This is a genomic window from Pedobacter duraquae, assembly GCF_004362245.1.
In the GTDB taxonomy this organism is placed as follows: Bacteria; Bacteroidota; Bacteroidia; order Sphingobacteriales; family Sphingobacteriaceae; genus Pedobacter; species Pedobacter duraquae.
This window is the reverse complement of record NZ_SNWM01000003.1, coordinates 283,334-306,112: the sequence shown is the minus strand read 5'-3', so window position 1 is coordinate 306,112 and position 22,779 is coordinate 283,334. Positions and strand designations below refer to the sequence as shown.

The 22,779-nt window shown below is 42.8% G+C and carries 16 protein-coding genes; 6 read left to right on the top strand and 10 right to left on the bottom strand.

What is annotated here, in order from left to right; translation table 11 throughout:
* Window position 1: 1 nt before the first annotated feature.
* From CLV32_RS12790 to secA, 4 genes are all read right to left on the bottom strand, one after another.
* On the bottom strand, window positions 2–952 hold the full coding sequence (locus CLV32_RS12790) for a hypothetical protein (RefSeq protein ID WP_133556117.1): 951 nt from the start codon (window positions 950–952) through the stop codon (window positions 2–4).
* A 4-nt stretch (window positions 953–956) separates the two neighbouring features.
* A complete protein-coding gene (locus CLV32_RS12785) occupies window positions 957–2,141 on the bottom strand; it encodes a M20 metallopeptidase family protein (protein WP_133556115.1) in 1,185 nt (394 codons plus the stop codon).
* Window positions 2,134–2,571 (bottom strand): SPOR domain-containing protein, encoded by a 438-nt coding sequence (locus tag CLV32_RS12780; protein ID WP_243732304.1) that lies wholly within the window; start codon window positions 2,569–2,571, stop codon window positions 2,134–2,136. The genes CLV32_RS12785 and CLV32_RS12780 overlap by 8 nt, the downstream gene beginning before the upstream one ends.
* Window positions 2,572–2,640: 69 nt before the next feature.
* A complete protein-coding gene (gene secA / locus CLV32_RS12775; protein ID WP_133556113.1) occupies window positions 2,641–5,949 on the bottom strand; it encodes a preprotein translocase subunit SecA in 3,309 nt (1,102 codons plus the stop codon).
* Window positions 5,950–6,145: 196 nt separating this feature from the next.
* On the opposite strand from secA, the gene purD reads away from it, so the two are divergent.
* Complete coding sequence (gene purD, locus CLV32_RS12770) at window positions 6,146–7,417, top strand: phosphoribosylamine--glycine ligase (RefSeq protein WP_133556111.1); 1,272 nt, start codon at window positions 6,146–6,148, stop codon at window positions 7,415–7,417.
* A 3-nt stretch (window positions 7,418–7,420) separates the two neighbouring features.
* Here the strand turns inward: purD and CLV32_RS12765 are convergent, their stop codons facing one another.
* On the bottom strand, window positions 7,421–8,134 hold the full coding sequence (locus CLV32_RS12765) for a DUF2071 domain-containing protein (RefSeq protein ID WP_133556109.1): 714 nt from the start codon (window positions 8,132–8,134) through the stop codon (window positions 7,421–7,423).
* Between the two features lie 165 nt (window positions 8,135–8,299).
* Here CLV32_RS12765 and CLV32_RS12760 point away from each other — a divergent pair, with 165 nt between their 5' ends.
* Window positions 8,300–10,384 (top strand): tetratricopeptide repeat-containing sensor histidine kinase, encoded by a 2,085-nt coding sequence (locus CLV32_RS12760; RefSeq protein ID WP_133556107.1) that lies wholly within the window; start codon window positions 8,300–8,302, stop codon window positions 10,382–10,384.
* Between the two features lie 382 nt (window positions 10,385–10,766).
* On the opposite strand, the gene CLV32_RS12755 is transcribed toward CLV32_RS12760, so the two are convergent.
* Complete coding sequence (locus CLV32_RS12755; RefSeq protein ID WP_133556105.1) at window positions 10,767–11,915, bottom strand: TlpA disulfide reductase family protein; 1,149 nt, start codon at window positions 11,913–11,915, stop codon at window positions 10,767–10,769.
* An 84-nt stretch (window positions 11,916–11,999) separates the two neighbouring features.
* Complete coding sequence (locus CLV32_RS12750) at window positions 12,000–13,181, bottom strand: formimidoylglutamase (RefSeq protein WP_133556103.1); 1,182 nt, start codon at window positions 13,179–13,181, stop codon at window positions 12,000–12,002.
* Between the two features lie 34 nt (window positions 13,182–13,215).
* Between CLV32_RS12750 and CLV32_RS12745 the strand changes: the two genes are divergently transcribed.
* The 3 genes from CLV32_RS12745 to CLV32_RS12735 all read left to right on the top strand — a co-directional run bounded on the left by CLV32_RS12745 (window position 13,216) and on the right by CLV32_RS12735 (window position 16,696).
* Window positions 13,216–14,229 carry an NAD-dependent epimerase/dehydratase family protein gene (locus tag CLV32_RS12745; RefSeq protein WP_317130253.1) on the top strand — a complete coding sequence of 338 codons (1,014 nt, stop codon included), beginning with the start codon at window positions 13,216–13,218 and terminating at the stop codon, window positions 14,227–14,229.
* Window positions 14,226–15,521, top strand: coding sequence for an HAD-IB family phosphatase (locus CLV32_RS12740; protein WP_133556101.1), 1,296 nt, complete (start codon window positions 14,226–14,228; stop codon window positions 15,519–15,521). The genes CLV32_RS12745 and CLV32_RS12740 overlap by 4 nt, the downstream gene beginning before the upstream one ends.
* Before the next feature lie 107 nt (window positions 15,522–15,628).
* Window positions 15,629–16,696, top strand: a complete 1,068-nt coding sequence (locus CLV32_RS12735; RefSeq protein WP_133556099.1) for a branched-chain amino acid aminotransferase — start codon at window positions 15,629–15,631, stop codon at window positions 16,694–16,696.
* Window positions 16,697–16,745: 49 nt separating this feature from the next.
* Here the strand turns inward: CLV32_RS12735 and CLV32_RS12730 are convergent, their stop codons facing one another.
* From CLV32_RS12730 to CLV32_RS12720, 3 genes are all read right to left on the bottom strand, one after another.
* The gene (locus CLV32_RS12730; RefSeq protein WP_133556097.1) at window positions 16,746–17,369 is read right to left on the bottom strand and encodes an NYN domain-containing protein; all 624 of its coding nucleotides are present in this window, start codon (window positions 17,367–17,369) and stop codon (window positions 16,746–16,748) included.
* Between the two features lie 205 nt (window positions 17,370–17,574).
* Window positions 17,575–19,395: a hypothetical protein gene (locus CLV32_RS12725; RefSeq protein WP_133556095.1), complete on the bottom strand. Its 1,821-nt coding sequence runs from the start codon at window positions 19,393–19,395 to the stop codon at window positions 17,575–17,577.
* 36 nt (window positions 19,396–19,431) lie between these two features.
* Window positions 19,432–21,207 (bottom strand): AsmA family protein, encoded by a 1,776-nt coding sequence (locus CLV32_RS12720; protein WP_133556093.1) that lies wholly within the window; start codon window positions 21,205–21,207, stop codon window positions 19,432–19,434.
* A gap of 140 nt (window positions 21,208–21,347) precedes the next feature.
* On the opposite strand from CLV32_RS12720, the gene miaB reads away from it, so the two are divergent.
* Window positions 21,348–22,778 (top strand): tRNA (N6-isopentenyl adenosine(37)-C2)-methylthiotransferase MiaB, encoded by a 1,431-nt coding sequence (gene miaB / locus CLV32_RS12715; protein WP_133556091.1) that lies wholly within the window; start codon window positions 21,348–21,350, stop codon window positions 22,776–22,778.
* Window position 22,779: the final 1 nt, after the last annotated feature.

Below are 22,779 nucleotides of genomic sequence, written 5' to 3'. Positions count from 1 at the left end.
TTTACTTTTCTTTTCCTAATGTATAATCTTTGTGAACAATCAGAAAACTTGCACGTTCTTCCTTTTTAAAAGGAACATTCCAATTGCCCTGATAGGTAATTTTAGTCGGCAATTTAACATCATCAAAATTGCTCATTTCTATATTCATCTGCACATCAAAGTCAAACAGCATATTGCTGTACTTCATGTCTACAGAACGACCCAGTATTTCCAGGTTCCGCTTATCAAAGGTAGTCACGAGTTGCTTAATCATCAACCCATCTTTTGTCCAGCTGCTCAAATCAGGCTTAACAACAACCTTAAAAATGTATACCGGAATAGAATCCAGATACATGCCGCTGTAGAAGCTATAGTCATAATACTGCCTCATATTGGCAGAAAATATCTCTGTTTTGCTGCCGATAAAAGGCAAGCCCTTAACAGGCTTCCCCGGAGAGAAGATCAGTGTTTTCAGTTTATCTTTATAACCCGCATTGCCACCTTCCTTACCTCCGCTAAATGTTGCATCCGAGTATTCAGATTTGTAGGCATTCATAAAGATGTAGTCAAACATCTCCAGGGTGTACAACTCGTACTTTCCGTTCTTCTTAAACAGCTTCCCGGCATCTTCCTTGGCCAGGTATTCCATCTTTACAGGCTTGGTATTATAATGCCTGATCTTCCTGTAAATCCTGCCCTCTACCTTGTTTTTTTTATCATAGGTAAAGATCCTGTTCTCGGCAGTGAAGTTATATTTCTTCATCAGCCTGAACGCTTTATAAAAGCTGGTATCTGTAGTTACCGCCTGGATAAAAGTTTCAACGCTCAACCGTTTTGCACGGATGTTTACCACCGAATCCAATTGAATTGTCTTGATGGTATCCGGATTAAAGCGCTGTATATCCTGACTATATCCTGCAGTTGCAAAAAGACAAAGCACTAAAACCAGCAGTACATGTTGGTATCTGATCATGTAGCTAGTTCCCCAATTGCTTTAATGCGATATACGCCATTAAACCTGTAGAAGTACGTAAGGCATCCTCATCAGCATCAAACCTTGGATGGTGCACAGAGTATGTTGTTTCTTTAGCTACATTCCCAGTACCCAATCTGTAAAAACAGGCATCAGTTACCTGAGAGTAGTACGCAAAATCTTCTGCCGCCATCCAGATATCCAGATCAACCACATTTTCTTCGCCTAAATAATCTACCGCAAATCCGCGTGCGCTGGCCGTAAGTTTCTCTTCATTGATCAGAAACGGATAACCGTTGGCGATTCTGAACTCACAGCTTCCACCCATACTTTCGGCCATACCTTCGGCCATTTTCTTCATCAGTGCCAATGCCTCTTTGCGCCATTGCTCATTTAAAGTTCTGAAAGTACCTTCGATCTTAACCTCGTTCGGGATAATATTTGTTGCACCATTGGCAATAACTTTTCCGAATGACAATACTGTTGGTAATCTTGGATCTGCATTCCTGCTTACAATCTGTTGCAAGGCAACAATGATATGTGCAGAGATCAAGACCGGATCAATATTCTGATGCGGCTGTGCACCATGCCCACCTTTTCCTGTTACAGTAACATACAGCTCATCGGTAGAGGCCATATAAATTCCCGAACGGAAACCCACTTTACCTGTATCAATAAGCGGCATCACATGCTGACCAACGATATGCTGTGGTTTAGGGTTTTCTAATACACCTTCTGCAATCATGATGCTCGCTCCACCGGGAAGCAATTCCTCTGCAGGCTGGAAGATCAATTTAACTGTTCCGCCAAATTCCGCTCTCATGGAGTTAAGGATGTATGCTGTTCCTAGCAACGACGAAGTATGTACATCATGTCCGCAGGCATGCATAACCCCTGGGTTCTTTGACGCGTAAGGTTTATCATTAGCCTCAAGAATCGGCAGTGCATCGATGTCTGCCCTTAGGGCGATCACGTTATCCGAAGGAAGATCACCTGTAATTAATCCTACAACCCCGGTATTGGCCATTGTAGTAAAAGGGATACCCCATGCTGAAAGCTGATCCTGGATATATTGTGAAGTCTTAAATTCTTTAAATGACAGCTCAGGATTGGCGTGGATATGCTGACGGAAGCCTACCACTTCGTTAAAAATGTCGCCTGCCAGATGCTGTATCTTGTCTTTAATCATTATTGTTGCTTGTTAATGGTGGAGGATTGATTTTCTCCCTGAAAATAAACAGTGTAGGATATACGCCTTTCAGGGTATTCATAAACTTCTGTGCTTCTAACCGGGTTCTGAAATCTCCCGTACGCAGGTAATAATTAGGTTCCTTATAGGTAATATAAGTCGGGTAATCATAGCTTGCCGTAAACCGGCTCTGCTCCCGGTATACCGCTTTCCTGTCAGAACCGTAATAGATCTGCACCCGGTAACCCATAGCAGACACCACCGGTGCATTGGTGCGGATGGTGTGGTTAACGTCCTTTTTGTTCAGCTCAAGCCTTTTGGCGATGAGGCTGTCTATCTTGGGATCTTTTGTTACAGTAACCACACCGCGTGTTTGTGCCGATACTGAGATCGCAAAACACCATAAAATAACTGTGAGTATCTGTTTCATGAAAGGTCCTTAAAAAAAGAATGCCGAAATTCTGTTACAAAAATCGGCATTCTATATGTGTATTACAAATTACAATCCTGCACCATGGCAATTTTTGAATTTCTTGCCGCTTCCACAAGGACAAGGCTCGTTACGGCCAGTTGTCACTTCTTTACGGATAGGCTGCTGAGGCGCCTGCTCACGGGTATCACCCATATCAACAGATTCACCACCATCCAGGCTAAACTCGGGCTTAGACATTTTCAATTTGCTGGGTGCCGCCTTGGGTGCCTGTGCTTCCTGAATCTGCTCCGCTTCCTGTTGCACCGGAATGCCACCTTTATATAAGAAACTTACCACTTCTTTATTTACAGAGTTCAGCATGCCTTTAAATAAGTTGAAAGCCTCCATCTTATAAATGATCAACGGATCTTTCTGCTCGTAAACGGCATTTTGTACCGACTGCTTCAACTCATCCATTTCACGTAAATGCTCTTTCCAGCTTTCGTCAATTAAGCCCAGAATAATCGTTTTCTCGAAAGATTTAGTGATCTCCCTGCCTTCGTTAGCGATAGCAGTATGCAGGTTTACAGGAATCTGTATGCTGCGCAATCCATCAGTGAAAGGAATTACGATCTGCTCAATCTGTGCACCACGCTCATCATAAACCTGTCTCAGTACCGGCATAGCCTGGTGTATGATCGCCTCAGATTTTCTGGCGTAGAAATCTTCTGCCTCAGCAAATAATTTATCGGTCAGGTCATGAATACCTTTAGATGAAAATTCTCCCTGCTCAATGCTGGTATCCATAGAGAAGTTTCTGATTACTTCCAGTTTAAAACCTTCGTAATTTCCTTCTTCTTTATATTCAGTAACAATGTCTTCTGCAACGTCAAATACCATGTTGTTCATGTCTACATCCAGACGCTCGCCAAACAAGGCGTTTTTACGTTTGGCATAGATTACAGAACGCTGCGAGTTCATCACGTCATCATACTCCAGTAAGCGTTTACGAATACCAAAGTTATTCTCTTCTACTTTCTTCTGTGCACGCTCAATAGATTTGGTGATCATAGAATGCTGAATTACTTCACCATCCTCAATACCCATCTTCACCATGATGTTAGAGATTCTTTCAGAACCAAATAAACGCATCAGGTTATCTTCCAGTGATACGAAGAACTGGGTAGAACCCGGATCTCCCTGACGACCTGAACGACCGCGTAACTGTCTGTCTACACGACGCGACTCATGACGCTCGGTACCTACAATCGCTAAACCGCCAGCGTCTTTAACACCTGGGCCTAATTTAATATCTGTACCACGACCAGCCATGTTGGTAGCGATCGTTACTGTTCCTGCCTGACCAGCTTCGGCAACGATATCTGCCTCTTTCTGGTGCATTTTAGCATTCAGTACGTTATGTTTAATACCACGCAACTTAAGCATACGGCTTAACAATTCAGAGATCTCTACTGATGTTGTACCTACCAATACCGGACGGCCTGCCTGGGTTAAGTTTACAATTTCTTCCGCAACAGCATTGTATTTTTCACGTACGGTACGGTATACATAATCCTGCTGATCTTTTCTTGACATGGCACGGTTAGTAGGAATCTCCACCACATCCAGTTTATAGATCGACCAGAACTCGCCAGCTTCAGTAGTCGCTGTACCAGTCATACCGCAAAGTTTGTGGTACATCCTGAAGAAGTTCTGTAAAGTAATCGTAGCATAAGTTTGTGAAGCATCTTCAACTTTTACGTTCTCCTTCGCTTCAATTGCCTGATGTAATCCATCAGAGTAACGCCGACCGTCCATAATACGGCCAGTCTGCTCATCTACAATTTTAATCTTTCCTTCGTCGATGATATATTCAACGTCGGCCTCAAATAAAGTGTAAGCTTTCAATAACTGGTTAACCGAGTGGATACGCTCTGCTTTGATAGAATAATCACGCATCAGCTCATCTTTACGTGCAACCTTCTCGTCATTGCTAACTGTAGATTTTTCGATTTCAGAAATCTCAGTACCCACATCAGGTAATACAAAGAAATGTGCATCTTCACCAGACTTGGTGATTAGCTCAATACCTTTCTCAGTAAGTTCAACCTGGTTGTTTTTCTCATCGATATAGAAGTACAGCTCAGAATCTACCTTAGGCATATTCTTAGACTGATCAGCCATATAATGATTCTCAGTTTTCAATAAGGTTTGCTTAACGCTACCCTCACTTAAAAACTTGATCAATGCTTTATTTTTAGGTAAACCACGGTAAGCTCTTAACAAAGCAAGACCACCTTCACCTTCTTCGGTTCCGGCTTTACCATCGTTAATTAATTTTTTAGCTTCATTTAAAGCTTTAGTAACATAGTCTTTTTGAGCAGATACCAAACGCTCAATGCGTGGTTTCAACTCATGAAATTCATGCTGATCACCAAAAGGTACAGGACCAGAAATGATCAATGGCGTTCTTGCATCATCAATCAATACTGAATCGACCTCATCCACCATCGCAAAATGCAATTTGCGTTGTACCAACTGGTCAGGAGTCTGCGACATATTATCGCGCAAGTAATCAAAACCAAACTCGTTGTTCGTACCATAAGTGATATCAGCAAGGTAAGCCTGTCTGCGTTCTTCAGAATTTGGCTCATGCTTATCGATACAATCTACACGTAAACCATGGAATTCAAACAATGGACCGTTCCACTCAGAGTCACGTCGTGCCAGGTAATCATTCACCGTTACAATGTGTACACCCTGACCGGCCAAAGCGTTCAGATAAGCTGGCAATGTACTCACCAATGTTTTACCCTCACCCGTAGCCATCTCAGCAATCTTACCGTTGTGTAAAACGATACCACCAATCAACTGCACATCGTAATGTACCATGTTCCATACTACATCACTTCCTGCGGCATCCCAATGGTTTGCCCATAAAGCTTTGTCGCCATTAATGGTGACATTTGCCTTTCTGGCAGCATAATCACGGTCGTAAGCCGAAGCTGTAACTTCCAGGAACGGATTTTCAGAAAATCTTCTTGATGTCTCCTTAACCACAGCAAAGGCTGCAGGCAGTATATCCAGCAATACCACTTCCAATTCTTTATCACGATCTTTAGCCAAAGCATCAATCTGATCATACAAAGCCGTTTTCTCTCCTAATGACAACTCAGAACTTTCAGCATCAGCTTTCAGTCCGCCTATCTTACCATCAATTTCTGCCAGTGCCTTAGCAATAACATCTTTAAAATATACCGTTTTAGCACGCAGTTCATCATTCGATAACACTGATAACTTAGCATATTCTTCGTTTATCTTGATTACAAGGGGTTGGATAGCTTTGATATCTCTTTCCGATTTGCTTCCAAAAACCTTGGTTAAAAATCCTAACATCTCTTATTTCTGTCTTTTGTTTGTTTAAAATCCTAAAATTACAACAACCACGCCATAGTAATCTATAAGTCATAATGGCAGTTGTCGGGCGCTAAAATTACTAAATATCCTGTACTTTGTTTAAGCTATCGGGCATTATTTCAGGATAATTCAACATAAACTATAAAAAGTTACGCAAAGCGGTATCTTTGCCCCTATGAATATCTTACTATTAGGATCCGGCGGCAGAGAAAGCGCCCTAGCCTGGAAAATGAGTCAGTCTCCACTATGCAGCAACTTAGTAATCGCCCCGGGAAATGGTGGTACTGCTGCTTACGGCAAAAACATCAATGTAAATCCCAACGACTTCGAAGCCGTAAAGGCCCTGGTTATCAAGGAGCAGATTGAATTTGTTGTTGTAGGACCTGAAGAGCCTTTGGTAAATGGTATTCATGACTTCTTCCTTGCCGATGAGCAGCTGGCTCATATCCCTGTAATAGGCCCTAAAAAAGAAGGCGCCATCCTGGAAGGAAGTAAAGATTTTTCTAAACAATTTATGGTACGCCACGGCATTCCTGCCGCAGGCTCAAGGTCTTTTACTAAGGATAACCTTGAAGAAGGACTTACCTACCTGGAACACCATGCCTTGCCAATTGTATTAAAAGCCGATGGCCTTGCCGCAGGTAAAGGTGTACTGATCCTGGAAGACCGTAAGGAAGCACAGGAAGAACTACAGCTGATGCTGAGTGGTAAATTTGGTGATGCCGGTACCACGGTAGTTGTTGAAGAATTCTTATCAGGCATCGAGCTTTCGGTGTTCGTGTTGACTGATGGCGACAACTATGTCATCCTTCCCGAGGCCAAAGACTATAAAAGAATCGGGCAGGCCGATACCGGATTAAATACCGGTGGGATGGGTTCAGTATCCCCTGTTCCTTTTGCAACGCCAGAATTTTTAAAAGAAGTTGAACAGACCATCATCGTCCCAACAATTGAAGGATTGAAGAAAGATGAGATCGATTATACAGGTTTTATCTTCTTCGGATTGATCAAAGTAGATGGAAAACCTTTTGTAATTGAATACAATTGCAGAATGGGTGATCCGGAAACAGAAAGCGTTATCCCGAGGATTGAGAATGACCTTGTTGAAGTTTTTGTTGCCGCTGCACAGAAAAGACTAAAAGATGTTACGCTAACAATAAGCCCTAAAAATGCAGCAACGGTAATGATTGTTGCGGGTGGTTACCCTGGTGATTATGAGAAAGGCAAAGCCATTACCGGTATTGAGAACATCCGCAAATCTATTGCTTTCCATGCAGGAACGTTAGCTGATGGCGGCGTGATTAAAAGCAATGGCGGACGTGTACTTGCGGTAACAAGCATACAGGATACTTTCTTCGAAGCCTTGCAGTCGGCAACCGCCGATGCCGCAAGAATCTACTTTGATGGTAAATACTTCAGAGAGGATATCGGCTTTGATCTGATGTAGGCATTACAGGCAAATCACTTTCTTGGTCTCGACAGACACCTCAGAACCTTCGGCGAGCATTACCGAATCGGGCTGTTGCTGATTTAAAAACGCAAACTGCTTACCGTAGTTCAGCGCAAAATCTATGTGGATGGAAAAGCTTTTTATCTTGTACTGCATCCAGCGCGGATGGATCACCTCATAGGCATTTGTCCGCTGCTCATTATATCGGGCATAGCCCCAATAATGTTCAGTAATAAATTCTGCCTCGCTCTCTGGCAGGATTTCTTCTAACTCGGCACCAGCCTGCATTTTGATGTATTGCCACTGCCTTTTATAGCGCCAATGGTATGCTACATCAAGGCTTTCGTTGGTCTCCAGCCAGCTGTGCTTCATTGGTACGGCAACATAATTCTCATTGTAAATGGTATTGGCAATAAAGGAGATGGCGTAACGCGGAACAATCTCTCTGATAAAGACAACACCACGTTTCCAGACTTCAGCATCCTTATACCGAACATAAAAGCGCAGGTTAACTTCCTCAAAATTGGCATGAAAAGGAATGCGTACACCCAACAACTTAACGTTCTTAAATAAGAAACCGATCAGGCTAACATAACACTTACCGTTCCACAGATCAAGTTCTGTACCCGCCGGGAGATAAGGCAACAGCACACGCTCATCCACTGCATAATTAGCAATAGCCAGCTTTCTCCATTCAGCAGTTAAAAAACTCATAAGGCCCAATAAACGTATTTATTAACAATAACATCGATAGCGCTCCCTTGTTTTTTGGATAGATTTAAATATTTTCTTGAAATCTTAAGTATTTCATTATTTTAGCATGAAAGAGGGATATATTCATTTTAAGAACATTTTGCGCAGCACCCGTCAGCAGACGGTATGGGTAAAATACAGCGCAACAGGTTAATGACAGGAATCGCAAGAATCAGCAGGTTTATTTTAGTTCGGTACTACTGGATAGGGCTGTTCCTGATCAACCCATGTTTTGCGCAGATCTCTAAAGTTAAGACCCTGCAAAAGGAATATAAATCGGCTAAATCAGATACTTCAAGGCTACGCTTACTCCAACAACTTACCGAAGCCTACTCCACTGTTGATCCCGAATTAAAATTTGAGTATGCGACCATATATAAGCAGCTCGGCGAGAAACTGGACAATGATTCGGCAGTGGCCGATGCCTATATCCATATGGGCATCTCCTATGGCATTCGCAGTAAACTCGATAGCGCCCTGTATTATTTTGAACTCGCACATAAGCAGTCGGTCAAAAGCAAGTACCTCATAGGCACCGGCCGCAGTCTTGCCGACATAGCTTACGCTTATGACCGACTTGATAATAAGCTGGAGTCTATCAAATACAATTTCCAGGCATTGGAAATTTACAAGAAGATAGGCTATACACGTGGGATCAACCAATGTTATGTCAATATCGGATCAATCTATTTCGATCTAAAGCAGTATAAACTTGCGGAAAGTTATTTTAACCAGGCGCTGAACAGCTATACAAGAAGTAAAGACCAGGCCGGGATTGGCAGTGTTTTGTATGAATTGGGAAATATTTACCTTGCTTTAAATGATGCCACTAAGGCGCTTGATTACCACCAGCGAGGTCTGACAATCCGCGAAGGCATGGGTGATCTGAATGGCAGTTCCTTGTCAAGAAAAGGCATTGCTACAGTACTACTTCATCAGAAAGAATACACTGGCGCCCTTACCGTATTGAAGAAAGCACTTGCCGAAACGCGCATTTTAAAGGATAAATTTCTGGAAGGTAATGTGCTCAGGCTAATGGCAGAGGTTTATATCGCCATGAAAAACTTTGCACAGGCTGCAGCAAACGCAAATGCCGCCCTTAAGATTGCACAGGAGGTAAAGTCAAAAATCGCGGAGTCTGCAGCCCTGGAAACATTGGTTATCGTATATAAAAATACTGGCGACATCAACAAAGCCTTTGCCTATCAAACTAATTTTCTAGCAGTAGAACGGAGCATACAGGCAGAAAAAACACTAAAAGACATTACCCTTGCTGAATTCAGCAGAACGAGGACCGAAAATGCAGAACTTGAAAAAGACAACCAACTGATCAGCTCCAAAAATACCGATTATGTAACCCGGCTAAATAATTACAGCACTGCAATCTCCGTAACACTGGTTATCCTGATCTCTGTATCACTGATGCTTATGCAGCTGTACCGCAGCAACAAGGAAAAACAAAAGGCCAATAGGATGCTCTTGCTGCAAAAAGAAGAAATTGACGCCTATAACCAGGAACTCAGCATGCTGAATGAAGTCAAGAATAAGTTTTTTTCCATCATTTCTCATGATCTGCGAAGCCCACTCAACACCCTGCAGTCCTTGTTTACAATCTATAGGGAAGGTGATATTGAAGCGCATGAGCTGGGCATGTTGCTGGGTAAAATGGAAGGAACTATTCTGTCAACCGGAACCTTCCTCGATAACTTGCTGGAATGGTCAAAAAACCAGCTCGACGGTATGCAGGTAAATCCTGTACGTTTTAACCTTAGCCGCCTGATCGCCGAAAACGTGGCGATGTTTGAGACCAATGCCGGGTTAAAAAGTCTGACCCTTAAAGATGCCGATGCAGAGCAGGTATATGCCTTTGCTGATGACAATATGATCAACCTGGTGATCAGAAACCTGTTGTCTAACAGCATTAAGTTTTGCAATCCCGGAGATACGATCTCTTTCTATGCAGCACAACAAGGCACTTCGGTAATCATGTCTATACATGATACCGGTCCTGGTATCAATGAGAAAACCCGGAATAACCTGTTTAACCTGGATCATGCCCTGAGTACCGGCACACATGGTGAAAAGGGAAATCGTCTCGGTCTTGTCCTTTGTAAGGACATGATAGTGCAGAATAAAGGGAAGATCTGGTTCGAGAGCAACCCTGGCGAAGGGACGACCTTCTGGGTTGAGCTGCCTGCTGCAAAATCATAACCTTATTTTTCACTACCTCGCAACACGCTAAATAATGGCGCGCACATTTGCTGAAGCACAGTTTTACATGAGTAAAAGGTGAGTCCAAACTGTGTTCGGCATGCTACCATGATTCCTTCGGTGTTGCGTCGGTGTTAGTTCGGGGTTGGTTCGGTGTTGGTTCGGTAGCAGACCGACGCAACACCCTTTCAACACCGACGCAAGCCCGATGCAATATCGAGGTAATTACGGTACCACTACGGAAGCACTATGGCTGCAGAACGGACTCACTAGCTTGTGTGTATAGTCAGTACGATGCCCCATTTGCCCGCCGGACAAAAAAAAAGCCGGCCCGAATACGGGCCAGCCTTTTGAAATTTAAATATTTGTAACCTTAATAAAATTATTTAGATGCTTTGCTTCCAAGGAGTTCAGCAAGCTTAGCTTGTAAAGCCTCTTCTCTTAAGTTTCTGCCAACGATTTTACCAGTTGGATCTACCAGGAAGTTAAATGGAATAGCCTGTACACCGTACATTTTTGAAACTGCGTTGTCGAAATAATTTAAGTCAGACACATGAGTCCATGTTAAGTTATCGTCTTTGATCGCCTTGATCCATTTTTCTTTACCATCAGGTCTGTCTAATGAAACACCCAAAACAGTAAAGTTTTTGTCTTTGTATTTGTTGAAGGCAACAACTACGTTCGGGTTTTCCTGGCGACAAGGTCCGCACCATGAAGCCCAGAAATCTACCAGTACATATTTACCTTTGAAATCAGATAATTTAACTGGTTTACCGTCTGGATCATTCTGCGTAAAGTCTGCAGCCATGATACCAATTTGCGATTTTTTAGCACCAGCAATTGCATTTGAAATGTCTTTACCTAAAGTTGTTGCTTTTAATTCAGCACTGAATTTGTTAAAAGCAGGTTCTGCAGTTTTAGGGTCGATGTCATATCCCAATACTGTTCTGAAAGCGACAAGGGCTACATAAGAAGATGGATTCTCGTCAATAAATTTTTGGTTAAGAGGGCCCATTTCCTTTTCGATAGCATCCGAACGATCGTAAACGGTCTGCATGTACGCCTTGTCTTTACGCTGCTCAGGCGTTTTGCTGCTATATTCTGCATTCAATGCAGCCATTTTATCAGCCGCCGGCTTAAGTGCAGCTTTTAGCTTTGCGTTATCCTCATTAACAGGAGACCCTTTAATCACTGCTTTTTTTACGGAGTCAGCAGCTGTCAGGCTGAACGTTTTGTTCTCGATATAAAATCCAAGCACATCAAGTGGCACCCGTTTAGCAGGATCTACTGGTGTTGCATCATGTTTGATTCTGATTGACGCAGAAACTGGATTGGCTACTTTGCCTTTAAATTCGAAAACACCGCCTTTAATATCGGCCGAATCAGTAACCTGAGTTGATCCTACTCTATAAGCCAAGTAAGCTTTAGCTGGCGCATTTAAAGCACCTACTTTACCCTTAAGGACAAAGCCGCCCTGAGCCATAGCTGCGATTGGCAATAATAACGCAGCCGATAATATCATCTTTTTCATTGTTTGTGGTTTTTTGGGGTTGATATGGTCTTGAACTCAAAGATAATTATTGAAATTCAATTATTTACTAGAAATCCCGTAAAATTAAAGTAACTTTTGATACGTACGCCACCATAAATCGGGCATCTCGCCATTTACAGCGGTATTGTAATCTTCGTAACGGCAGGGCACCAGGTGATATCGTTCGTTCTTGGATATCCCTGTAGGGTACGGAACCTGCATCCACCAGCGGTCAGATTTCTTACTTTTCACAAAAAGCATCTCTCCGGTACCGTCGGCCAGACTGGTTCTATACGTAAGGTATTGCGATTTTGGCGTAAGCGGGAAATCTTTCTTACGGTTGTAAAAGCCATCAATAAAATACCAGACAATCTGTGCCAGCAGCATTGCTGTTTGCCCATTCTGATCAAAGGCCGGATTAAACTCATAAAATCCGATTGAGTTCAACTTATCATTCATCCCCGCATAGCGGGCAATTCTGCAGGCCTGCTCGCCATAAAATCCATTAGGCCCGGCATTGGCATTGGCCACCGCATCTGAAGAGCGGATTGCAGAGATATCGAAACTCAGCATATTACAGTTTCGCACAATAGGCTCTGTAAGGGAAATATCATCCATAAATTCGCCCAGACGGTGTACATCGAAGTACAGCTTATTCATCACCTTCAGGCTATCCTGATTTACGTAATAAGTCTGATAGCCAATATTGCTGAAGTTGAACAGGTAATTGGGCTGGTGTAAAAAGATCTTATTCAAATAGGCATCAGAACGTGTGGCAACACCTTCATCATCAGCCTCATCCAGGTCAAAGCGTGGATCTACAATAACAAGGTCAACCTTTTGCTCCAGCTCTTCATAAGCCATATATTGGGCATAGGTGATATCCTGACCCCCGCCAATAATCACGGGTAGGATATTCAGTTTGATCAACTCAGCAACAACGGTCTTAACAGCTACATAGGTGTCTGATATCGATGCGCCGGCCTTGATGTTCCCCAGGTCGATAATCTTACTGGTAAAACTGCCTTCATTGAGCAGGTAAAACTGAGCACGGAAATAATCCGGACCCAGGGCACAGCCATTATTGTTTACGGCTGCCCTATCGTCTTGCACACCGATAATAGCGATATCGTAACTGTTTTCTTCCAGTTCTGGAAAGGCATCGGTGTAAAATAAAGCTTTTAAACCGAGCTGACTGGTGTAAAATCCACTTTTAGGCGTGAATTTATCCGGATTAAGCGGAAAAAAAAAGTCTGATAAGCTCATAATTAATATAATCTATGGCCTCAAATATCTATTTTTGAGACCATATATTAATGCAGAAGCTAAAAAAAATGAAATGATCCTGATTACTGGTGCTACTGGATTTTTAGGTGCGGAGCTTACGCATAAGCTTACCAATCAAGGCCTTCGGGTCTGCGCCTTAAAAAGGGAACACTCCGTGATTCCTGAATTGCTGAAGGGCAACTCCCTGATTGAATGGCGAATTGCTGACATCAACGACTTTTCTGCCCTGGAAGATGCTTTTGAAGGGATTACGCAGGTATATCACTGCGCAGCATTCATTTCTTTTGACCCTAAAGACAAGGCAAAACTGCTCCGCATTAACATCGAAGGTACCAGCAACATTGTTCATCTATGCCTTGCCGGCAACCAGCGACTGGTCCATGTAAGTTCTGTAGCCGCCCTTGGTGATGCCAAAAAAGGAATGCAGATTACAGAAAATGACCACTGGGAATACAGCCCTAACGTACATTCTTATGCGATCTCAAAATATGAAGGCGAGATGGAGGTGTGGCGTGGCATTGCCGAAGGGCTCGATGCGGTGATTGTAAATCCCTCGGTTATTATCGGTCCCGGAGCAGGTTATTCTGGCAGTGGTGCCATCTTTAAACTGGTAAAAGAGGGTTTGGCTTTCTATACCAAAGGTGCTACGGGAATTGTTGACGTGCAGGATGTGGTGAAAAGCATGATCGCCTTAATGAACAGCTCAGAACATGGGCAGCGTTTTACCATTTCTGCAGAAAATCTGCACTACAAAACCTTCTTTGCCGAGATTGCCAAGGGGTTTGGCGTGAAAGCACCGGCCAAGGAGGCTAAAGCATGGATGCTGGGCATTGCCTGGCGCGGTGCCAAACTCGCTTCATTCTTTACCGGAAAGCCCGCCGCCTTAACAAGCGACGCAGCAAAGAGCAGCATGAATGAGAGTTTATACAGCAATGACAAGATTACAAAAACGATAGGCATACAATTTAAACCGCTGAGTCAAAGTATACAGGAAATCTGTACGGCACTCATCAATAGCAGACCATGACCCCTAAAAAATTCTATATTATCGATTTCGACAGTACGTTTACTCAGGTTGAGGCATTGGATGAAATGGCAAGGATTTCTTTGAAGAAACATCCTGAAAAAGAAGCCATTTTCCAGAAGATTGAGGATTATACCAACCTGGCCATGGAAGGCAAGTTGTCTTTTGGCGAGAGCCTCACCCAACGGGTTAAACTCCTTGAAGCCAATCAGGATCACCTGAAGCAACTGATTAAGCACCTCAAAAAGAAAGTGTCCAGTTCTTTTTCCAGAAATGCTGCTTTCTTTAAGAAACACGCTGATGAAGTATTGATTGTATCGGGCGGTTTTAAAGAATTCATCATTCCGGTGGTGAGCCAGTATCATATTAAGAAAGAAAACATTTACGCCAATACGTTCATCACCAACGGTGACGGGCAGATTATTGATTACGACCATGCCAACCCTTTGAGTGAGGAGGGCGGTAAGGTAAAGCTAATGCGTCAGCTGGATCTTAAAGCCGACCTATATGGTATTGGTGATGGCTATTCTGATTTTCAACTCCGCGAAAGCGGACTGATCAAGAAGTTCTATGCTTTTACAGAAAATATCTCGCGCGAGAGTATTGTTACCCGTGCCGACCACGTTACACCGAGTTTCGATGAGTTCCTCTTCGTAAACAACCTGCCGCAGTCTATCTCCTACCCTAAAAACAGGATCCTTTGCCTCGTGATAGGCGATGTACCGAAGGAAAGTATTGAGCTGCTTAAAAAAGACGGCTTCTCGGTACGTCATAAAAATGATTTCGAAGCCAAGTATGTAAAGGATGTACATATGCTCCTGCTTGCCGATGGCGAGACGCTCAATGCTGATAACCTGGCGAAGGCAACAAAACTAAAGACAATCGGATATCTGGGCAGCGCAAAGAAACTGCAGATAGATACCTGTACTGAAATGGGTATCGTAGTTTTTGACGATCATAAGCATAATCCACGCAACACACAGTTTATCCCTAAAAGGATGGTTGATTTTATGAATACAGGAACAACCTATCTGAGTTCAAACTTCCCTAACCTGCAATTGCCAAGAATAGAAAAGTCGCACAGACTGATCCATATCCATAAAAACGTGCCTGGTATCATGGCGCAGATCAATACCATTTTTGCAAAGCACGACATCAATATTGTGGGCCAGTTTTTGATGACCAACAGTAAGATCGGATATGCGATTACGGATATCAATTCTGAGTACGATAAAGCGTTATTCAAAGCGTTAAAAAAGATCGAACATACCATCAAATTCAGGGTGTTATACTAAGGAAATCTGAACGCCTTAGTGTACCTGAAACACCAATAGAATGAAAATAATGCAAGGTTAGGAGTGGATTTTTTCCTAATTTTGTCAGGAATTTAGAAAGGAATACTGTGACTGAAACATTAACCATTAAAACGACAAAAACTGAACATTCCAGGTTTGCGGAAACTGATTTCGCCAACCTGCCTTTTGGAAAGGTATTTACCGATCACATGTTTGTGGCCGATTATGAGGATGGTGTTTGGAAGAACTTAGAGTTGGTGCCTTACGGCCCGATTGAGATGAGTCCGGCAATTTCTGCTTTGCATTATGGGCAGGCTATTTTTGAAGGTCTTAAGGCCTACAGACAGCCTAATGGTGATGTAAGTGTTTTCCGTGCCGACAAGAACTTTGCACGTTTCAACAAGTCTGCTACGCGGATGGCGATGCCAACGATACCTGAAGAGGTGTTTATGCAAGGACTCGAGGCGTTGATTAACCTGGATAAGAACTGGGTTCCTGATGCTGAAGACTACGCACTGTATATCAGACCGGTGATGTTTGCTACAGATCCGTATATGGGTGTGCGCCCTTCGGCAACTTATAAATTTGTGATTTTGACTACGCCAACCGGACCTTACTTCAGTAAGCCATTGAAGGTTAAAATAGAATCGCACTTTACCCGTGGTGCTGATGGTGGTGTTGGTGCAGCTAAAACTGCAGGAAACTACGCACTGTCTATGTTCCCCACAGCCGCAGCACAGGCAGAAGGTTATGATCAACTGATCTGGACTGACTCAAAGGAACATCTGTACGTAGAAGAATCTGGTGCTGCTAACCTGGTATTTGTAATGGATGGAAAGGTAGTTACTCCTGAAGTAAGAGAAACGATCCTGGATGGTGTAACCCGTGATACAGTATTGACCCTGGCAAAAAGTTTGGGTTATGAAGTTGAAGAGCGTCGTATATCTATTCAGGAAGTTTTGGAGAATATTGAGAACGGTCGTTTAACAGAGGCTTTCGCTGTGGGTACTGCTGCAACAATTACGCAGATTGCTGAGATTGGTTACGAAGGTAAATTGTACACTTTAACTGATCCCGCTACCCGTACAGTTTCTGTTGCTATAGCTAAAAAGTTAAATGATATCCGTTTTGGTGCCGCCGCTGATGAGTTTGGCTGGAACTGGGTAATCGCTTAAATAAGGTATACTGATGAAAATACGGGCTCTGAAAAACGATTAGCATAATTTATCGCCAGGTTTGAGGGCAACTCAAAGTTATTTTGTCATTGAGCTTAATTTCAGTTTCCAATAGACATTTTTTAAAAACACTTTCATACCTATGTAGATGAATTACTGCATCGCAATTAGAAGTTAAGTTTACAGAATGACGTTCAGGTGGGAAGTGGAAAAATATCTTATGCTGTGGATTCATTTCTTTTGCCAATTTAATTGCGGGTACTAGATCACTGTCTGCGCTCACAATAATGGATGTATCACAAGAACGATTGTGTATATTTCTTATCAAAGAGATTGCGATGTTTACATCAGTTTGTTTTTCTTCAAAAGGCTTATATTCAACACCGCCGTATTTAACTCTTTTTTCAAGAAATTTACCATAAATCAATTCAAATTTTGGGTTTAATTTATTCGCTTTAAAGAATGCTGACTGTCTATTCTTCTGTGCATTGTTCGTAGGTACTGCTGTACAATAGTAAACCTTATTTAGTACTTGTCCATCTTTTATAAAACATTCAAAAAATTTAACGATATCTAACCAATAGTATTTTTTCCAACCTTTTTGTTTTAATCCATAATAGAAATTAAAACCATCGACATAAACGTTAACTCGAAATGGATTTTTATTTGGCATAATTTTAAGCAAAAAAAAAGCACCTTGGAAGGTGCTGGATCTAACGATACCTCGTTAGAGGGGTATGTAAATTGCTTTACAGGAACAAATTTAACTATCTTTCCAACATTTACAAAAATTAATTTAAATTTTATTTATAAATATCTTCAACTGAAAAAGCTGACTTCGAATTAACTATTTTCAGTTCTAACAACAAGGCTCCGGATTACGGGGCCTTTTTGCGTTGCAGCAATTCCCTTTTTCTTCTGTTTGCCCTGCGCTTCTCGCGGTCGCTACGCATTTTGCGGAAACTTTCTACCTGCACGCGGATCTTCTCCTGCTTGGCATCTGTAAGACCGATACTGTTACGGATACCTTCATAAAGTGAGCGGTAGATAAACCTGAAGAATGATGCCGTAGGTTCTCTTTTGTAGTTGATTATAGCTGGAGTAAACTTACCCGTGTAATCAGGATTTGAAGTGTTAATCACCAGATTATTGGCCAGAAAAGATAGCCAGCCTCTTTTTTGGATTTTCTCTTCCCCTTCTTCGCGCTTAAACAGATTTATGGCCAGTCCTTCATATCTGAAATCTACTCTTCCTTTTGCGACACTGTCATTCGCCTTCACATCAAACTTAAGTTCGTGTACAAAGCCACTTCTTACTTCGAGCATGCCGAGCGGTCGGGTAATTCTGTTGAGCTGCTTACCTTCCATATTTTTTAGGGTACCAGCGTAGGCAAAGGCACCATCTTTGGCACTCAGATCGAACTTAAAATTTACGGCCAGGCTTCCTCTGCCCATCAGGTTGCTGGTCAGCTTTGCTTCTGTGATGGGATTAGCAGCCTTAAACTTTGCCGAGTTGGTGGCATTGGTGATGACGCCGGAGGTATTTTCGAAGGTGATCACACCACGCTCCCTGCTGTCGGGATCAAAGGCAGCATAACTGATGTGGATATTGTCGAGATTCAACTTCTTTACCGTGATCAGTCCTTTTACCGTTTGGAGTAATTGATGGGGATACTTCCCTCTTTTGATACGCTTAGGTTGTCCGGGTGTGTTGTAATAGCCCACAGTATTGTCGCTAAACACAGCCACATATCCATTGGTCAGGTTCATTTCTTTTGCCAGCAGCTCCTGTTTGAGGATGTATAAAGGAAAATCAATGCCATCGAGATTAATATCGTTAAAGGCTATAGTATATCTGTCTTTAGCATAATGCGCCACTTTGCCAAATTCCATTTCCGCATAACGGGGCACAAGGCCAAACTTCTTGATTTTCAGTTTGCCGGTGGAGGCACGAAAATCAAGCTGGTTGATGTTGATGTGGTAGAGACTGTCGGGCGTAGCATAGGTATAGTCATTGATATTGACTGCAATATCTTTAAGGAGGTAGATTCTATTAGGATCCGTTGCCGAATTTTTGTCGATCAGCCAGTCGGTAAGTGTAATGTTCAAGTTAGACAAGGAATCTGCTTCTGGTACCGGAAGGTTTGCATTGATATACTTGAATTTGATATCTTTAAAAGCAATGGTTTGCACGCGTAACTCCTTTAAAAACTGCGAAATATAGCCATAAGGTGATTTGCGTGGCCTTGGCAGCTTACCCTCGTTGAAATCCAGTTGTTTGTTTACCATGAGTACACTTGGATTATCCAGGCGGATGAGGTCGATGTGCAGGGTCTTATCCCGGAACAAAAGTATCGGGTGAAAGCCGCGGATCATCAATCGCCGCAGCCTAATCGTATAAACGTTGTTGGGAGCCTTTTTTTCCGCTGTAAGTCGTTTTAGCACATCGGCATTGGGCACAATGCGGACATTGATCAGCGCAGCATTACCGGTGATAACATTGGTACGCACATCGGAAAACTCGATGTGGTACAGGCTATCCGTAGCATTGAGCACCAGTTCCTTGATCTCTGCGGTTAACATCGGCCGGAGCTTTACTGAGTAATACCAGGAAATGGCACCGAGTAGCAGGAGGATGCCTACCGTAACTGCGGCAATCCATTTCCATATCCTGAGTGTTCCGGGAATTCTTACAACCATATTAAGCGCCAATTCTTTGCTACAAGATACATTTTGTTAGTCAGATTTTTTGTCTTTGTCTTTTTTATTGTCGGCTTTACGGTCGGCCTGTTTCGCCTGAACCTTCTTGAAGGCCCCTTCCGGACTTTTCGGCTTGATAGCACCGATACCTACTGTTTCGCGGATCCCTATAAAGATACCTTTCCAGAGCAGGTTAAAGAATGAGGCTGCCGGGGTACGTTCAAACTTGATGTTCCCGGTACGTACAGGGTCTCCTTTTGTAGGATTGGAATCCTTAACTACAAACGTATTGGCCAGGAAAGATAAGAATCCACGCTTTTTCATCGGTGCTCCGTTTTCTCCTTCTTTAAGCAACTGCACTTTGAGGTTGGTGTAATAGAGGTGCATGCTTCCCGTTGAGCCGTACAGATTGGCCTGTACATCAAAGTCCGCTTTCTGCACCTGCCCGCTTTCTATTTTAACCAATCCCAGAGATTCCGCAAGTGGATTGAGCGACACCATGTTCAAGGCACCGATATCACCACTATAATGGAAAGCACCATCTTTGGCCAGCAGGTTAAAATTGATATTAATATTGATCGGCGCGTTCATGATGACAGCTGAAAGCTTAGCCAGCATGTGTCCGTGTTTGGCTTTCTGATCATCGTTGTTGGTAACATTTAACAGGTTTCCGTTTAAGTTATCAATATGTACGGTACCACGTTCTTTGGTGATCGGGTTATACTCGGTGTAGGCTACATCTACATTGTTTAATTTTACCGAATCGATGATTAAGGGCTGCTCCAACCGCTGAAGAGCAATCTGCGGATAGTTTCGTCCTTTATTGAATGTTGGCGGCGGCAGTTCGCGGTTCATAAAAACGTTGACTTTTGCAGGGCCGATCTTTGCCGAACGCGCATATACTAATGCTTCGGTATTAAATCGGACAAAGTCAAACCCTTTCAAGCTGATGCGATTAAAGGATAAGTCGTAACGATCTTTCTGGTGACTGTATTTTCTGCTGAAGGTTAGATCCGGGTAATTGGGGATCATCTTAAAGTTTTTGATGTTCACGATTCCGTCTGCCGCAGATCCTTTAAGTGAATCCATCGTCATGGTGTACATCTTATCCTTGGTAACAGATTTGTAGCCCGACATTTCGAACTCCACATCCTTAGTATAATAAAACCGCTTTGCATCAAACTGCGATGCAGAATCTATCAGCAGGTCGGTCACGTTTACATTCAGGTTTTTTACGCGGTTGAGGACAATCCGGCGCTCGCCGCTCAGGTAATCAAAATCAGCATATAACACTTTGATCGTGCGGATATGTATCGATTCCAGCGATTTTGAAATCATTTGATATAAGGTCTTGTCGTCTTTAACAGTATCTGTTTTTTTGGGCACATTAAAGTGCAGCATGTTGATGGAGGGGCGATCAAGGATAATCGCATTCATATTGATACGCTTTTTGAAATAGGCGGTCAGGATGCCTATGCGCGTTAGCTTAAGCTGTTTCATCTTCAGTTCAAACAGGTGCACCGGCGCTTTTCCGTTTTTGCGAAGCGTGTTAAACACAGCAGTATCGGCGCTCAGGCTTACACTATCCATGGCGGCTGTTCCGGTAAGCAGGTTGATGTGAAGGTCGGTAAAGTTAATGCGATACAGATGGTTAGACCCCTCATACACCGTGCTTTTAATCTTTTCGGTAAGCACAGGCTTCCATTTGGCGCTAATGTAAAATGCCGCTATGGCAAGGATTAAAATGATGACGCCAAGGATTCCGCCGATCCATTTCAGCAGTTTATATTTTCCGGTTTTTTGTGCAGGCATGGTGTAGATTTAAAAATCACTATGCAATATCAAGGCCAACAATCATTTAAGTGTTGAAGTAATGTCTTTTAAAATATGACACTTTGTCATTTGTAAAAATATTTCCGTATTTTTGAACCAGTAAAAATTTAAGTATATAGATGATTGATTTACAGCTGCTAGATAAAAAACATGATGAGTCACGCCAGGGAGAGGCCTTAGTATTGGACGCTCCTACTGGTAATGCATCGCGAAAGCTCTACATTGAAAGTTATGGTTGCCAGATGAATTTTGCTGACAGCGAGATCGTAGCTTCTATATTACTGGATCAGGGATTTGAGACCACTGGCGACTATAAGGAGGCCGATGCAATCTTTATCAATACCTGCTCTATCCGTGAAAATGCAGAACAACGCGTACGCAACAGACTGTCGCAGTTCGGTGTAGAGAAGCGTCGTAATCCGAAGCTGATTGTTGGTGTACTGGGTTGCATGGCAGAACGGTTAAAGTCTAAATTTCTGGAAGAAGAAAAGCTTGTTGACGTTGTTGTTGGGCCTGATGCCTACCGCGATTTACCTCAGCTGATCTCTCAGGTGGAAGATGGACAGAAAGCGATCAACGTGTTGCTTTCCCGTGAGGAGACTTATGCAGACATCGCTCCTGTACGTTTAAATGGAAATGGCATCACTGCATTTATTTCTATTATGCGTGGTTGCGATAACATGTGTTCTTTCTGCGTTGTTCCTTTTACGCGTGGCCGCGAACGCAGTCGCGATCCGTTTTCTATCCTTGCCGAGGCGCAGGATCTGCACGACAAAGGCTATAAAGAAGTTACCCTTTTGGGCCAGAACGTAGATTCGTATAAATGGAAAGGTGGCGATGAAAGTGAAACGGCAGCCGTTGCTGTAAATTTTGCGCAGCTGCTTGAAAAAGTAGCTTTAATCAGTCCGGAGTTACGTGTGCGTTTTTCTACCTCGCATCCTAAAGATATTACCGATGAAGTATTATACACCATTGCGAAGTATGATAACATCTGTAACAACATACACTTACCAGTTCAGTCTGGTAGCACCAGAATGCTTGAGCTGATGAACCGTACTTACACCAAAGAATGGTACATGAACAGGGTTGATGCCATCAGACGTATTATCCCTGGCTGTGCAATTTCTACTGATATCATCGCCGGTTTCTGCACGGAAACTGAAGAAGATCATCAGGAGACTTTGGCAATGATGGATTATGTAGATTATGATTTCGCCTTTACTTTCAGTTACTCTGAAAGACCAGGTACACTGGCGGCACGTAAACTGCCTGATGATATACCCGAAGAAGTTAAAAAACGCAGACTTACCGAGATTTTACTGAGACAACAGGAGTCTTCTTATAAACGCTTACAGGAAAATGTAGGCAAGACCATCCGTATCCTGGTTGAAGGAAAGTCTAAAAAATCCGATGCTGACTATTGCGGAAGAAATGATCAGAATGCGATGATCGTGTTTCCTGCGACAGCAGAAATTCAACCTGGCCAATATGTAAACGTCTACATTGAACGTTGTACATCGGCTACATTGTTGGGCAAAATTGCAGATTAAT

Bases quoted from the DNA above. Each gene is read 5' to 3' on its own strand.
- CLV32_RS12730 (WP_133556097.1), bottom strand. From the start codon at position 17,369: ATGCCAAATAAAAATCCATTTCGAGTTAACGTTTATGTCGATGGTTTT.
- CLV32_RS12750 (WP_133556103.1), bottom strand. From the start codon at position 13,181: ATGAGCTTATCAGACTTTTTTTTTCCGCTTAATCCGGATAAATTCACG.
- CLV32_RS12765 (WP_133556109.1), bottom strand. From the start codon at position 8,134: ATGAGTTTTTTAACTGCTGAATGGAGAAAGCTGGCTATTGCTAATTAT.
- secA (WP_133556113.1), bottom strand. From the start codon at position 5,949: ATGTTAGGATTTTTAACCAAGGTTTTTGGAAGCAAATCGGAAAGAGAT.
- CLV32_RS12760 (WP_133556107.1), top strand. From the start codon at position 8,300: ATGGGTAAAATACAGCGCAACAGGTTAATGACAGGAATCGCAAGAATC.
- CLV32_RS12790 (WP_133556117.1), bottom strand. From the start codon at position 952: ATGATCAGATACCAACATGTACTGCTGGTTTTAGTGCTTTGTCTTTTT.
- purD (WP_133556111.1), top strand. From the start codon at position 6,146: ATGAATATCTTACTATTAGGATCCGGCGGCAGAGAAAGCGCCCTAGCC.
- CLV32_RS12720 (WP_133556093.1), bottom strand. From the start codon at position 21,207: ATGCCTGCACAAAAAACCGGAAAATATAAACTGCTGAAATGGATCGGC.
- CLV32_RS12725 (WP_133556095.1), bottom strand. From the start codon at position 19,395: ATGGTTGTAAGAATTCCCGGAACACTCAGGATATGGAAATGGATTGCC.
- CLV32_RS12755 (WP_133556105.1), bottom strand. From the start codon at position 11,915: ATGAAAAAGATGATATTATCGGCTGCGTTATTATTGCCAATCGCAGCT.
- CLV32_RS12740 (WP_133556101.1), top strand. From the start codon at position 14,226: ATGACCCCTAAAAAATTCTATATTATCGATTTCGACAGTACGTTTACT.
- CLV32_RS12785 (WP_133556115.1), bottom strand. From the start codon at position 2,141: ATGATTAAAGACAAGATACAGCATCTGGCAGGCGACATTTTTAACGAA.
- miaB (WP_133556091.1), top strand. From the start codon at position 21,348: ATGATTGATTTACAGCTGCTAGATAAAAAACATGATGAGTCACGCCAG.
- CLV32_RS12780 (WP_243732304.1), bottom strand. From the start codon at position 2,571: ATGAAACAGATACTCACAGTTATTTTATGGTGTTTTGCGATCTCAGTA.